The 13,970-nt window shown below is 49.2% G+C and carries 11 protein-coding genes; 5 read left to right on the plus strand and 6 right to left on the minus strand.

Going from position 1 to position 13,970, the window contains the following annotated elements; genetic code table 11:
* Positions 1–70 precede the first annotated feature (70 nt).
* A complete protein-coding gene (gene hrpA, locus PTW35_RS09515; RefSeq protein WP_281027477.1) occupies positions 71–3,910 on the minus strand; it encodes an ATP-dependent RNA helicase HrpA in 3,840 nt (1,279 codons plus the stop codon).
* 258 nt (positions 3,911–4,168) lie between these two features.
* Here hrpA and PTW35_RS09520 point away from each other — a divergent pair, with 258 nt between their 5' ends.
* The gene (locus PTW35_RS09520; protein WP_039464119.1) at positions 4,169–4,702 is read left to right on the plus strand and encodes a hypothetical protein; all 534 of its coding nucleotides are present in this window, start codon (positions 4,169–4,171) and stop codon (positions 4,700–4,702) included.
* Positions 4,703–4,935: 233 nt separating this feature from the next.
* The gene (locus PTW35_RS09525; RefSeq protein ID WP_281024778.1) at positions 4,936–5,397 is read left to right on the plus strand and encodes a TerB family tellurite resistance protein; all 462 of its coding nucleotides are present in this window, start codon (positions 4,936–4,938) and stop codon (positions 5,395–5,397) included.
* Between the two features lie 271 nt (positions 5,398–5,668).
* On the opposite strand, the gene PTW35_RS09530 is transcribed toward PTW35_RS09525, so the two are convergent.
* The gene (locus PTW35_RS09530) at positions 5,669–6,100 is read right to left on the minus strand and encodes a MarR family transcriptional regulator (protein WP_281024779.1); all 432 of its coding nucleotides are present in this window, start codon (positions 6,098–6,100) and stop codon (positions 5,669–5,671) included.
* Between the two features lie 101 nt (positions 6,101–6,201).
* Here PTW35_RS09530 and PTW35_RS09535 point away from each other — a divergent pair, with 101 nt between their 5' ends.
* On the plus strand, positions 6,202–6,483 hold the full coding sequence (locus PTW35_RS09535) for a DUF3861 domain-containing protein (RefSeq protein WP_281024780.1): 282 nt from the start codon (positions 6,202–6,204) through the stop codon (positions 6,481–6,483).
* A 77-nt stretch (positions 6,484–6,560) separates the two neighbouring features.
* On the opposite strand, the gene PTW35_RS09540 is transcribed toward PTW35_RS09535, so the two are convergent.
* From PTW35_RS09540 to PTW35_RS09555, 4 genes are all read right to left on the minus strand, one after another.
* Positions 6,561–7,409: a DUF3313 domain-containing protein gene (locus PTW35_RS09540; protein WP_281024781.1), complete on the minus strand. Its 849-nt coding sequence runs from the start codon at positions 7,407–7,409 to the stop codon at positions 6,561–6,563.
* A gap of 10 nt (positions 7,410–7,419) precedes the next feature.
* On the minus strand, positions 7,420–8,478 hold the full coding sequence (locus tag PTW35_RS09545) for an alpha/beta hydrolase fold domain-containing protein (protein WP_281024782.1): 1,059 nt from the start codon (positions 8,476–8,478) through the stop codon (positions 7,420–7,422).
* A gap of 188 nt (positions 8,479–8,666) precedes the next feature.
* Positions 8,667–11,045, minus strand: coding sequence for a helicase-related protein (locus tag PTW35_RS09550; protein WP_281024783.1), 2,379 nt, complete (start codon positions 11,043–11,045; stop codon positions 8,667–8,669).
* 124 nt (positions 11,046–11,169) lie between these two features.
* Positions 11,170–11,589, minus strand: a complete 420-nt coding sequence (locus PTW35_RS09555; RefSeq protein WP_044623416.1) for a MarR family transcriptional regulator — start codon at positions 11,587–11,589, stop codon at positions 11,170–11,172.
* A gap of 240 nt (positions 11,590–11,829) precedes the next feature.
* On the opposite strand from PTW35_RS09555, the gene PTW35_RS09560 reads away from it, so the two are divergent.
* Together PTW35_RS09560 and PTW35_RS09565 are read left to right on the plus strand one after the other, a co-directional pair.
* On the plus strand, positions 11,830–12,825 hold the full coding sequence (locus PTW35_RS09560; RefSeq protein ID WP_281024784.1) for an NADP-dependent oxidoreductase: 996 nt from the start codon (positions 11,830–11,832) through the stop codon (positions 12,823–12,825).
* Positions 12,826–13,041: 216 nt separating this feature from the next.
* A complete protein-coding gene (locus PTW35_RS09565; RefSeq protein ID WP_039464104.1) occupies positions 13,042–13,938 on the plus strand; it encodes a 1,4-dihydroxy-2-naphthoyl-CoA synthase in 897 nt (298 codons plus the stop codon).
* Positions 13,939–13,970: the final 32 nt, after the last annotated feature.

Consider the following 13,970-nt stretch of genomic DNA (forward strand, 5'->3'; position numbering starts at 1 on the left):
ATATATATAAAAAAGCAACCCAATGATAGGGTTGCTTTCTCAATTAAGATCGGCCGTTAATTGTATTCAATCAACAATCGTTAATCGCATTACGCACTCGCTTGTCCGAGACCGGATAAGGCGTACCCAACTGCTGAGCAAAGTAACTGACACGTAGCTCTTCAATCATCCAACGGATCTCCTTCACCTTTTCCGGCACAGGTTGGCCCTTAGGGATCTTATTCAGCAGCTCCTTGTAATCCGAAACCACAGATTCGATCTTCATGATATGCATACGGTCTTTGTTCGGATCGATTGGCAGTTTCTCCATACGGCGCTCGATCGCACGCATGTAACGGAGAATATCTGGCAACTTCTTCCAACCGCACTCAGTGGCAAAGCCCTTAAAAATCAAGCCTTCAATCTGGGCCTTGATATCCGATAGCGCGAAGGCCATTGTCAAATCAACACGCCCTTTCAGCTTCTTGTTGATATTGAACGCTGTTGTCAGGATTTCTTCGACCTGTTTTGCAATATCAACCACAGTATCACCCAGCTCGGCACGCACGTGCTCTTTGAGGGCTTCGAAAGCCTCAGGCTGCCATACCAAGCCACCCTTTTCCTCAATCAGCTTATCGACACCACAGGCAATGCAGTCATCGATCAAGTCCATTACCCGACCGTACGGATTAAAGTACAGACCCAACTTCGACTTATTCGGCAAATTAGCATGAAGATATTTGATTGGCGAAGGCACATTCAACAACACCAAGCGGCGCTGGCCCTGTTGCATCGCGGTACGCTGCTCTTCTTCAGTTTCAAACAACTTGATGCCAACGGAATCTTTGTTATCAACAATCGCGGGATAAGCTTTCACTTCGAAACCACCACGTTTTTGCTGGTAACGCTCAGGCAGTTCGCCGAAGCTCCATGTCTTTAAGCCTTCCTGCTCGATATCATCATCCGCCACTTTGGACAGCGTTTCTTGCACCTTCTCTTTCAGGCCATCTTTCAGGCTGTAGAGATCTTTACTTTCGCGCAGCTTGCGGTTGCGATGGTCGACCACCCGATAAGTGATCTTCAAGTGATCCGGCACCTGTTCAAGGTTCCAGTCTTCTCGCAACACAGTGACACCCGAAATACGCTTGAGCTCTTTCTCCAGCGAGTCAAGCAGCGGCATTGCCATCGCCTCTGCACGGGCCAAGAAAGCATCCGCGTAGTTTGGCGCCGGGACAAAGTTGCGGCGAACAGGCTTCGGCAGCGATTTAATCAGAGCAACCACCAACTCTTGGCGCAAACCTGGGATCTGCCAGTCGAAACCATCTGGCTCAACCTGGTTGAGGATAGGCAGAGGAACATGCACGGTTACACCGTCACTATCTTCGCCCGGTTCGAACTGGTAGCTCAGCTTGAGCTTCAAGTTACCCTGGTGCCAGAAGTTCGGATAATCCAAATCGGTGACATGGCTAGCATCCCCCTTGAACAGCATTTCGCGTTCAAAGTTCAGCAGCTCGGCATTGTCACGGGACGCCTTCTTCCACCACGTGTCGAAGTGACGGCCTGATACCACTGTGTGGTCAATGCGCTGATCATAGAAATTGAACAGCTCATCGTCATCAATCAGGATATCGCGGCGGCGAGACTTATGCTCCAGCTCTTCAACTTCACGCAGCAGTTTACGGTTCTGCTGGTAGAATTTGTGCTTGGTTTCCCAGTCACCTTCCACCAGCGCAGAGCGGATAAACAGCTCGCGTGAAATAACCGGGTCAATCTTGCCGTAGTTGACCTTGCGCTTGGCAACAATCGGAATACCGTAAATCGTCACCTTCTCGAACGCGGCGACGGCGGCTTGTTTCTTCTCCCAATGCGGCTCGCTGTAACTACGCTTGAGTAGGTGCTCGGCTAAAGGCTCCACCCATTCCGGCTGGATCTTAGCGGCGATACGGCCCCACAAGCGTGATGTTTCCACCAGCTCGGCCACCATGACCCACTTAGGCTGTTTCTTGAAAATGCCGGAGCCAGGGAAGATGTTGAAGCGTGCGTTGCGGGCTCCCTGGTACTCATTCTTTTCCTGATCTTTAAGACCAATATGCGAAAGCATACCGGCTAAAATCGCAGTATGAATACCTTGGTAGCTCGCTTCCTGCTCGTTGATGCGGAACTCAAGCTCTTTAACAACCTGGCTCACCTGGTAGTAGATATCCTGCCACTCACGAACACGTAAGTAGTTCAGGTAGTCTTTCTTACACTGGCGGCGGAACTGGTTGCCGGACAACGCCTTTTGCTGCTCCTGAATGTAGTCCCACAAGTTAACGAACGTCACGAAGTCCGATTCTTTATCGTAGAAACGGCGGTGTTTTTCATCCGAGGCTTGCTGCTTGTCAGAAGGACGCTCGCGCGGGTCTTGAATAGACAAGGCACACGCGATGATCATGACTTCACGCAATGAGCCATGCTTCGGGGCTTCCAGCACCATGCGGGCCAGGCGCGGGTCGATTGGCAAACGGGCTAGCTGCCGGCCAATCGCAGACAGACGCTTGCGTGGATCTTTCGCCTTGGTGTTAATGGCTCCCAGCTCTTCGAGCAGGCGGATACCGTCTTGGATATTACGGTTATCCGGCGCTTCTACAAACGGGAAGGCTTGGATATCACCAAGGCCAATCGCCGTCATCTGCAGGATGACCGATGCTAGGTTGGTACGCAGGATCTCCGGATCGGTAAACTCTGGACGAGACAGGAAGTCTTCTTCCGAGTACAGGCGAATACAAATACCTTCCGCGACACGACCACATCGACCTTTACGCTGGTTGGCACTCGCCTGCGAGATACGCTCGATAGGAAGGCGCTGAACCTTTGTTCGGTAACTATAGCGACTGATCCGCGCAGTACCCGGGTCGATAACATACTTGATACCCGGCACTGTCAACGAGGTTTCGGCAACGTTGGTCGACAGGACAATACGGCGCCCCGCATGAGACTGGAAGACACGGTTCTGCTCACCTGCGGACAACCGGGCGTAGAGCGGCAGGATTTCAGTATCCCGCAGCTTTCGCTTCTCTAACGCATCGGCGGTGTCGCGAATTTCACGCTCACCATTCATGAAGATCAGGATATCCCCCAGACCTTCATCACACAGTTCGTCCACCGCGTCAAAAATGGCCTGAAGCTGGTCGCGGTCGCTGTCCTCGCTGTCTTCAGATACCGGACGGTAACGCACCTCAACCGGATAAGTCCGACCCGACACTTCGATGATCGGCGCATTATTGAAGTGTTTGGAGAATCGCTCTGGGTCGATCGTCGCCGAGGTAATGATAACCTTGAGATCAGGTCGCTTTGGCAGCAACTCGCGCAAGTAGCCCATGATAAAATCGATATTCAGGCTACGTTCGTGCGCCTCATCGATAATGATGGTGTCATACTGATTCAAGAAGCGGTCATTCTGGATTTCCGCCAGCAAGATACCATCAGTCATCAGCTTAACCTGGCTGCGATCCGATACCTTGTCGTTGAATCGAACCTTATAGCCCACATACGAGCCCAGTTCGCACTCAAGCTCTTCGGCAATACGGCTGGCCACAGAGCGTGCCGCCAATCGACGTGGCTGGGTATGACCTATCATGCCCTTGGTACCAAGGCCAAGCTCCAAACATATTTTTGGCAGCTGGGTGGTCTTACCCGAACCGGTTTCACCAGCAACAATCACAACCTGGTTGTTCTTGATTGCTTCTGCGATATCGTCTTTTTTCTGGCTGACCGGCAAAAGTTCTGGGTAAGAAATGGTCGGACGCTGGGTGGTACGCATCTGCACGGTCTGCATCGATTTCGCGATATCTAGCGCGATCTCATCAAACACAGCATGCTTTGCTTGTTCATTCTTGATTCTTGCCGCACCTTGCACGCGTTTGTGCAAACGAAACTGATCGCGCATCATGCAATCTTTAATCGCGGCTTTAAGTGTTTTCTCGTTGTTTAAAACGTTAGCCTGAGGAGTATTCGACTGAGTCAATGGAATTCCTGATAATTCAGCTGGGTATTTCACAAAATTGCACGAATTCTACCACAACTCTGTGGTTTTGCGGCAAAAGAGAATATACCCCCCAAAACATGTAAGTTTTTTTAGCCATTGTTTGCAGCACTTTTATGTCTTCAGGTATTATTTTGTCGCAACTTCATACATAGAGTATAAAAAATGAAAAAAACACTAGTTAGCCTTGCGCTAGCAGCAGTGGTGGCGTCACCTGCTTTTGCTAACCAACCTGTTCAACTTTCAGTACCAGGCAACAACCTACCAGACGGTAATGTTCACGGTTTCCGCGCTTCCCTTCTATACGGGCAGACTCCATCTGTAACAGGTTTCCAGCTGCCTATGCTTGGCCTTGCGGAATCTCAGACTTTCAAAGGATTGAGCTTCGGTATCCTGTTTGGTGCCAACCGCGTTACTGGCGATTCTACCGGTGTTAAATTCGGTCTAGCGAACTGGAACGACAACACAGCGGCAGGTGCTGATATCGGTTTTGCCAACTACACTGGCAGCCAATTCACTGGTCTTCAATTCGGTGCCCTGAACTACGCAGGTAGCCTAAACGGTCTTCAGCTTGGTTTCATCAACGCCACAGACCGCATCGAAAAAGGTGTTCAGATTGGTCTGATCAACTACGACAAATCTGGTACTTTCATCAGCAAAGACATCCCTGTATTCCCAATTATCAACGCCCGCTTCTAATCCAGAACACGGTTGGTTCGATATTTGTAGCCTGGGGCCCAGCTCCAGGCTGCTTTTCTTTTCCCTGCAGCGCATCAGGCTATATGTAGTCCAAGCCCTAAGATTTCCCCTCGTCACTCCTGAGCTTTTTTATTAATCGTTGCTGACTAAACATCCAATTAAACTGTGACCAAGGAACTCCCAGCCCTTCGGAGGAGTCTTATACTTAATAAAAGTGAAATTTGAGGCACAGCATGTTCAAACAATTACGTACTATTTTCCGCCAAGTCATGAATGAAGGAACGGGTGGCGGCGCTGTCGATACCCCGACCCTCCACCTCTCAATGGCATGTTTGCTGTGCGAAGTCTCTAACGCAGATCACAGTGACGATCCCAGAGAGATGCAGGCCAAACGCCACCAACTCGTTAACCTGCTCGATATCAGCGAAGAAAACGCCGATGCGCTTATCGAAAAAGCGCTTATGCAGAGCAAATCGTCGGTTTCCCTGTACGACTTTACCAGCAAACTACGCTCGCTCGAGCCAGAACAGCGCTTCGAACTCATCGAAGCCATGTGGCAAGTCGCATACGCCGATGATGTGTTGGACCCGATGGAAGAAGCGGTGATTCGCCAAGTGGCCGAGCTTATCTATGTCGACCACTCCGAGTTTATCCGGGCGAAATTGTCAGTACAAAATAGTTTGAAGCCAAATTAGCGGTAAGTTACATAGTAGAACTAGCGAACAAATTTCTGAACGGCATCAGCAACATAACTATGCCGCACAAGCCCACAATACAATATCTCCCTAAATAGCAGATGTTCATTTAGGGAGATACAAAATGTCATGGTCTCATACCTATTCTCATCCTGAACATGCTCATGAATCAATTGCGGTTGTACAAGGCTAAACTCAACCAGTAATGCTACCAGGAGAACATCAAAGCCAACAGCCCATGTCCTACTATCAGCTTACTTCTGCAATTGATTTAATCTGCTCTCGCAAGGTTCTCTGTCATTAAGCCTGTTATTCGTTCGAACTCTTTCAACTCCTCGCGAGAAATGCCTTTCATCATCTTATTATTCATGTTGCCGTCAATAGTCGTAAGGTGCGCCAGAACCTCCATACCTTCACTGGTGACCAACAGGCGTTGGCTGCGCTTATCTTCTGGGTTAGGCACTTTTTCAATCAGGGTTTGCTTGATCAATTCGTTCAGCAAACGGGTCACCTGTGCTTTGTCACGGTTTAAGAGCTGGGCAATATCAACTGCAGTACATGTTTGCTGTTTATTAATAATTTTAAGAACCCGCATATGCATAGGCGAAATATTCAAGTCCAGTTGCTCAATCTGTTCATGCATGTGGCGCTTGATCATATGGACTAAGTGAAACACGCCCTCTAGTGACTTTGGCTCTGACATCTTGATTCCCTCAAATCACAACATGGTTGACTTTATCAACCAAACTATTATAGTTGACATTATCAACTTAGTTGAGGACAAATTCAAGACTGGAGAAGAAAATGAAACACCCTCATAACTACCGTATTACTATCGAACACACCAATACAGATAATGCAGAAACCATTCAGTTTGAGATTCAAGATCGAGAAGATATGTTTGCCATTGTCGACGCAATCAAACAAGGCAGCGGTTTGAACAGTAATGACTCAACACGACTTGGTGTTGCTTTGCGCCTTCTGGGCCCTATGATGATGAAAGATCGAAAACATCCATTGTTTGCCGACTTCTTCCCGCACTTCAAAACATTTATGCAGAATTTGAAAGGTAAACTAAAAGAATAACAATAACTTAGTGAATTTGAATCAAAGCTGCCCTATTACAAACAGGCAGCTTCAGATTTACGCCTAATGCAGTAACGCTATTTAATTGTCGAATCCAACAACGTTGCTGCAGAGCGTGCCCAGCTATCCAGTACCGGCCTAACGTTTTCAAGCTCTACCTGATCACTGGTATTTTCTACTGGCTCACCAAACCCTTTTTTGACAGCAGCAGCCAACCTTTCACCTGACGAGCTGTCTGTAAGTTCTGCCTCTAAAAACAGCTCTACCATTTGGTCTCTGGCTCCGGTTGCAGTTGAAACACTCGCCAATGCCAATGCGATAGGAATATATTCATAGACTTCCAAATCTTCCGCTTTGGTCCTCACACCAGTAATCGCTGAGCGAAGGCGGACAACGTCATTCCCCGGCACGGTAACAATCTCATAATTCCGACTAACTTCTCGTTCTACAGCTTTATTCAAATAGGCCAGCATACTCTTTAGCACCTCAGCGCGTAATTGCGGACCAGGTTTTGGGGCCGGATATATCACAACAGGATCAAGCATGACTTTAGTATATTTGCGAGCTGGTAAAGTTGGGCTGATCCATTTCAGTACAACAGCCTGACCATCAAGGCTGGTGCCTTTTTCCAATTGCGAATAATCACTTAGAAAGCCTGAAAACTCTTCTTTTTGCGTGGTTTCTGAGGTCGTACAACCAGAACCAACCAAAAAATCAGCAAAACCCATGGAATTGAATAGGTAACCGTAGAGCAAGTGTTTCTTTTGAGCTTCTTCATATTCCTCTCCACAAGGAAACAACCATAAGAATAATGGTCGATTAGAGCCCATTTTTCCACGCTTCGAAAAAAGATGATGCTGAACATTACCGACCCAAGCCAGCCAAAAAAGCCAGACATAAGTCTGGCTTTTTTGGCTATTGGTCAATGTTCAAGCACTACAGCAAACTATTGCGAATAAACTCACTCAATTCCCCATAATGCTCATTCGACTCTGGAGTGCCCAGTGCGACAATATAATCCGCGTGTGACTGCCCTTCATAAACATTCAGCTCCGCATCAGCCCCTGCTCGCTTGAGCTCTCTGTGAAGTCGAACCGTATCACTCAACAACAAGTCTCGTGTCCCGGTGATCAGATATACCGCAGGAAAGTTATCAAAACTGCCATAAATTGGTGAGACAACAGGATCATTCAGTTCGAGCTCGCCCACGTAAGCATCAACCATTGCCGAAGACATTCCGCGCCAACTGCCGAGAATATGATCGAGGCCTTCATTAATGAATCGGCTATCACCTGTCATGGTCATATCGACACCTGGCGTCCCCACATACAGCGCAGACGGTGTGGCTATACGCTGCGAGTTCATCTCCTGCGTAGCAAGAACGCTTAATGAACCACCCGCAGATGTACCTCCCATGACCATAGTGTCAGCATTACGTGTTTTTAGCAGCTCCTTCCAGACATTGATGATGTCGTTGCGAGCAGCCGGGGCTGGGAATTCAGGCGCTTTTCTGTAATCAATTGCCAGCGCAGGAATTTGTGTCTGGGTAGCAATGATCATTGCTTCCGTTGTTGATGCCAGACCACTGTTCAGCATATATGCCCCGCCCTGGACGGCAACAAATAGCTTATCTTCCAACTCTGGGGCAACTGTTTTAGGGGTGATCCAGTAGACATCAACTCCAGCAACCGTGCCTTTTTCGATCTTCACTTCCAAATCATTTGCGAGTTTAGCCGCTCTTTCAATTGCAACCTGGTCTCGAGCCTCAATCAATTTGCGCCACTCAGCTTTGGTTGCTGGAATATTCTTCTCCAACGCAGTCAAATCTGGCGCCGGAATAGTCTTAGAAAATTCGTAAAACTCTGAACTCACTGCTGTCGAAAGTGGCACTGGGTTAGTCGAAAGAGATAAATTATTCTTATCCTCATTTGCCATCACGCCCGAGGCCAGAACACTTGATGCTAACAGTGACAGAACAATGCTACGTATCTTCATTTTTTACACCTATGCAAATAGTAATAAAGGCATTCCCTAATGCGATGGGTGTAATCTACGTAAGTTCATGAATAGATACTATGAATTAGAGAAATTCAGTTCTGATCAAATCCATTCAACTTACTGAATTTCTCATATGGCACTCAGGGCAACATCATCGGAGCTTGTGGTTTCATTAAACAACCGCTCTAGCGCACATCTACCGTACGACTGGCTTTGCGGTACTGTACTTTCCACCCCTGCCAATTCGGCAGCTCCCAACGTTTCGGATCAGCTTTACGGTTTCCGCTTTCATGAACCGCCAAAACCAGCTTACGGCCGATATGGTATTCAATTCGCATAGTGAGATCAGTCAATATCACTTGGTAGGGATAAGCCTGATCAAAATCGGCTCTCTCCCATTCCGGGATCCCATCAAAGACAAAGTCATCACAGGTAAACAGCTCGAAGTCGTCGGCTGATTCAACCCCAAGCGCTGCTATCTGCTCACCAAGCCACTTCCGCACTGCAACTGGCTCTGGTAAACGGTTACAGACATCGGCTTGATATTTGCCCAGAGCCAAATACAGGTTCCATTGATGAATATCCACTGAAATTTTCTCGCCCAAGCCAGGCAAGATTGAACCATCAAGGATCATCTCGACAAAGGTATCATGGGCAGAAGCACCTTCCGGGGCAACCCAATCAGTCTGGATCACCCGTCCGGCATAAACCCGTTGCTTTTCGACCAAACACCCCTCATCCGTCACACGCGTTTCGCCAAAAACATCTTCCCCCATCCCCAGCTGGTTCATGAGTTCCAAAGCAATCGGCGCCATGCAGGTGGCCAATACCAAATTCTGCTTCACCCCCTTACCGGGCAGCGCAAACTGATCAAACACAATCGCTGCTTCAGCGTTGTCAGGGAAGCGGCTATCACGGCCAGTGTTCACCTCGCTGTAGCCATTGCCCAATGCCTGGCGTCTTTTCTTGCGCCGGACAAATACCAACTCAGGTGCGACCTTCATCACCGCCATCAGCCATGCATCTCTCTTTACGGATGTGGCCACCTCGAGGGCTGGTAACTCCAGTGCTTCACGCATTTGCTCTGATAGCATTCTCGCTTCCGCCAAGACATCCTTATCAAAGGATAACCACTCCGGCTCACTTCCGCGCAACAGCTTGATAAGTGCCATCGCATCGCAGTGCTTGGGTTCCCATTGGGCCAATTTTTCACGAGCTTCTTCACCAGACGGCATTTGCCAAATCCGCTGGTAGACACTTAGCGACGCAGCCAAGTCCACCATGGCTTCGCGGCTAGATCTATCGGGCATGGCGGTGATCAGGTGGGCAAACAGGGTATCAATGGGCAACGGATACAAGATTTGGCCGTGCTCAGTCGCCAGCCCGCCATCGTCAATGGCCTGCATCTGGAGAAGCTTTTCTCTGGCAAGCAGCAACGACTTTTCCGGAACGGCATCAACAAAGGAGAGCTTATCGAGCGGGTAACCACAGCAGGCTGCGGCCAGCATGGGCTCAACCAGCTCTTCACGGTGCATTTCGGGCGGCGTGATCAACTCCAGCGGTGCCGCCTTGCCAAATAACCTGACACAGGTACCGTCAGTCACACGCCCTGCTCGCCCTTTGCGCTGCTCTGCGCTGGCCTTGGAAATGGCATGTAGGCCTAGCACGGTGCGTCCGTTCCGTTGGTGAGTCCTGCGCTCGAGACCTGTATCAATGATTAAGGTCACGCCGGGGATCGTCAGAGAGGTTTCCGCCACATTGGTCGCCAGAATAATTCGTTGCTTATCACTTGAAGTCAAGGCGCGGTGTCGCTCATTATCGCTGACTGACGCATGCAGCGGAATGATATCAAGTGTGCCCAAGTCGATTTGATCTCGAAACGCCTGTTTCAACGATGATAGGCATTGCGCTATCTCTTTGCGCCCCGGCAAGAACACCAAAATATCCTGATGCGCTTCATAGCGAGTGACGATTGCCTCTCTGACCTTGTTTTCAATATGGCGGATATCCGGCATATTGCGGCTGTCAGAGGCAATATGCTCTACAGCAACGTTGAAAGTGCGTCCCTTCGCCCCTAGGCACTCCCCCTGCAGGTACGTCGCCAACCGTTCACTGTCCAATGTGGCCGATGTCACGACCAATCTGTGGCTATCTTTATGCCTGAGCATAGCCAGCAGCAAGTCGGTATCCCATCGTCTCTCGTGAAATTCATCAATGATAACCGTGGTAAAACTGGCCAGACCGTCTTCACTTAGCCAACGCAGGGCCACACCGGGAGTGACAAAAACTACTTGCGTATCATCAGAGAACATATTCTCGAATCGGATGGCATATCCGACCGTCTGGCCGACGTCCTCACGCCTTTCACTGGCAACAAACTCAGCCAGCGAGCGGCAGGCAACCCGCCGAGGTTCAACCACCAAGACCCGACCTCGCTCTGCGGCCCAAACAGGTAACCGGGTTGATTTACCCGAACCGGTTTCGGCAGAAACGACAAGGTGTGACAGGCTGAGGCGCTCAAGAAAATCCGCTTTAAGCGAATCGATAGGTAGAGAGATAGACATAGCAACGGTTTTGCATCAACAACATAACCGCTATTGTGGCAAGTTTTGGCAGGGATGTCATGGCTAACTTAGTGACAAGTTGCTTATGGTTGCGGCAAGCCCTGCCCTGGCAGTTCACAACTAACTAGCTAAGCTTGTCTGCCAACTCCAGGCAGAGTTTTCGCAGCATCTCAACATCTTCTGGCTGCATGCTTGATTTCGCTTCCAATTGCGATTTCAGATCTTTCGCCTTATCACGCAACAGTAATCCCTTATCGGTAAGGGAAATGACTTTCTTTCTCTCATCTTGGGCAGACACCTTTCGAGTCAACAAGGCTTTCGCCTCTAGGCGCTTAACAATGGGCGTGAGTGTCCCCGAGTCCAATTGCGTACTGTTGGAGACTTCTTTTAGGCTGACCCCATCGCTATACCAAAGCGACTGCATCACAATGTACTGCGGGTAGGTCAAATCAAATTCGTCAAGCAAAGGACGATAGGCCCTTACCAGCGCATTCGACGCGGTATACAAGGCAAAACACACATTGTCAGAAAGCTTCTGGGCCATACTAAAATCCGAGTCTATTCATCTGCATTTATCATTTCAGTTGCGATAATAGCAGAATCAACGAAGAACAAAATACATTGCGCGCAAATTATTTTTTCGCAAACCTATTGCAAGTTCAGAAATCTACCATTAAGTTATTAGACAAATAGTTTGCGCGCTAACATTTATCGCAATAAGTATTTCGACAGTAATCATATTCCGGCAGTAAACAGTATCAAAACGAACTGATAAGGATTGAGAATGAACAGCCAGCAGATCCACCTTGCCTCCCGTCCAGCAGGCACACCGACAGCAGACAACTTTACCCTACAAACAATCCATCTGCCTGAGCCTAAAGATGGTGAAATCTTGGTGATGAATACCTGGATGTCGGTCGACCCTTACATGCGAGGCCGCATGATCGACCGCAAAAGCTACGTGCCGCCTTTCCAGATCGGCGAAGCTCTAGAAGGCGGAGCGATTGGTGAGGTTATCCAGTCTAACCACCCGGATTTTCCCGTTGGCAGCAAGGTTAGCAGCATGCTGGGCTGGCGTACCCATTACATCAGCGACGGCACTGGCTTGACCCGGTTACCTGAAACCACCCTGCCAGATCAGAGCTTTCTCGGCATCATGGGGATGCCGGGTATGACGGCCTGGACCGGGTTGTTCCGTATTGCCGACTTGCAGCCGTCTGACACCGTATTTATCTCTGCAGCATCGGGGGCTGTGGGCAGCATCGCCTGCCAAATTGCCAAAATGCATGGCTGTACCGTGATTGGCTCTGTTGGTTCACAGGAGAAAGCCGAGTATCTGCGTTCACTGGGCGTCGATGCGGTCATCAACTACAAAGAGGCAACCAACCTGACTGAAGCCCTCGCTGAAGCCGCTCCTCAGGGGATTGATGTTTACTTTGAGAATGTCGGTGGCGAGCACCTAGAAGCAGCCCTTAACAATATGAACGATTATGGCCGCATTGCTGTGTGTGGTCTGATTTCGCAATACAATGCTACCGAGCCACAGCCCGGACCGAGTAATCTGTCAATGCTGATCATCAAGAAGCTCAAGATGCAGGGCTTCATCGTGTTTGATCACTGGGCGCACTACGGCGAGTATGCCAACCAAATGGGCCAGTGGATCGCCGAAGGTAAAGTCAAATGGGAAGAGACCGTGTTCGAGGGTATCGAACAGGCACCGCGTGCTTTTATCGGTCTGTTCGAAGGCAAAAACAAAGGCAAGATGCTCGTTAAGTTATAATTCTTGTCGCTTTAAATAATTGGCTAAGCCACCAACCGTACCCGTATTGTTGGTGGCTAGCGGGCCAGTAAGAAGCAAATCCACACACAGTTGCTGGATAAATACCCCACCTCACCCAAAACCCTCGCCTTCTAGTCACAATCTTTCATAAACCATTGACATTTGGCTGTAACTCCCTAGCCTTACATCATCGTTTCCAATGAGGCAATCGTCATCATGACTCGCAAAGAGATTTTTAATCCAGAACTTTGGGAAGAAGTTCCAGGGTTCGATTTTGAAGATATCACTTATCACCGTGCAAAAGACCAAGGTACTGTCCGTGTTGCTTTCAACCGTCCAGACTGCCTAAACGCCTTCCGACCTAAAACCGTAGACGAGCTATACACGGCACTTGACCATGCTCGCCAATGGTCTGATGTAGGCTGTGTCTTCATCACCGGTAACGGTCCTTCTGAAAAAGGCCAATGGTCATTTTCTTCGGGCGGTGATCAGCGCATCCGCGGCAAAGACGGTTACAAATACGAAGGCGAAGAAGCCGGCAAGGCTGATGTAGCCCGCATGGGTCGCCTGCACATTCTTGAAGTCCAGCGCCTGATCCGCTTTATGCCAAAAGTGGTTATTGCTGTCGTGCCGGGCTGGGCCGTCGGTGGTGGCCATAGCCTGCATGTGGTTTGTGATCTGACCCTGGCGTCAAAAGAGCATGCTATTTTCAAGCAAACTGACCCAGATGTTGCTTCATTCGACTCTGGCTACGGCTCTGCCTACCTGGCTAAAATGATCGGCCAGAAACGCGCCCGTGAAATTTTCTTCTGTGGTTTTAACTACAGCGCTCAAGAAGCTTATGAAATGGGCATGGTGAACAAAGTCGTTGACCACTTCGAGCTGGAAGAAGAAGCTCTGCGCTGGGCGAAAGAGATCAACAGCAAGTCGCCTACCGCAATGCGCATGCTGAAATACGGCTTCAACCTGCCGGATGATGGTTTGGTCGGCCAACAGCTATTCGCTGGTGAAGCGACCCGCCTAGCATACGGCACCGATGAAGCACAGGAAGGCCGAGATGCATTCTTGGAAAAACGTGACCAAGACTTCAGCAAATTCCCTTGGCATTACTAACCACATCGATTCTTAGCCGTTATCGTTTCTAA

Origin of the sequence: Photobacterium sp. DA100, assembly GCF_029223585.1 — a bacterium.
Classification (GTDB): Bacteria; Pseudomonadota; Gammaproteobacteria; order Enterobacterales; family Vibrionaceae; genus Photobacterium.

What these genes read in the sequence shown, in the direction of transcription:
- hrpA (WP_281027477.1), bottom strand. Translation starts at nt 3,910, where the DNA reads ATGATGCGCGATCAGTTTCGTTTGCACAAACGCGTGCAAGGTGCGGCA.
- PTW35_RS09520 (WP_039464119.1), top strand. Translation starts at nt 4,169, where the DNA reads ATGAAAAAAACACTAGTTAGCCTTGCGCTAGCAGCAGTGGTGGCGTCA.
- PTW35_RS09525 (WP_281024778.1), top strand. Translation starts at nt 4,936, where the DNA reads ATGTTCAAACAATTACGTACTATTTTCCGCCAAGTCATGAATGAAGGA.
- PTW35_RS09530 (WP_281024779.1), bottom strand. Translation starts at nt 6,100, where the DNA reads ATGTCAGAGCCAAAGTCACTAGAGGGCGTGTTTCACTTAGTCCATATG.
- PTW35_RS09535 (WP_281024780.1), top strand. Translation starts at nt 6,202, where the DNA reads ATGAAACACCCTCATAACTACCGTATTACTATCGAACACACCAATACA.
- PTW35_RS09545 (WP_281024782.1), bottom strand. Translation starts at nt 8,478, where the DNA reads ATGAAGATACGTAGCATTGTTCTGTCACTGTTAGCATCAAGTGTTCTG.
- PTW35_RS09550 (WP_281024783.1), bottom strand. Translation starts at nt 11,045, where the DNA reads ATGTCTATCTCTCTACCTATCGATTCGCTTAAAGCGGATTTTCTTGAG.
- PTW35_RS09555 (WP_044623416.1), bottom strand. Translation starts at nt 11,589, where the DNA reads ATGGCCCAGAAGCTTTCTGACAATGTGTGTTTTGCCTTGTATACCGCG.
- PTW35_RS09560 (WP_281024784.1), top strand. Translation starts at nt 11,830, where the DNA reads ATGAACAGCCAGCAGATCCACCTTGCCTCCCGTCCAGCAGGCACACCG.
- PTW35_RS09565 (WP_039464104.1), top strand. Translation starts at nt 13,042, where the DNA reads ATGACTCGCAAAGAGATTTTTAATCCAGAACTTTGGGAAGAAGTTCCA.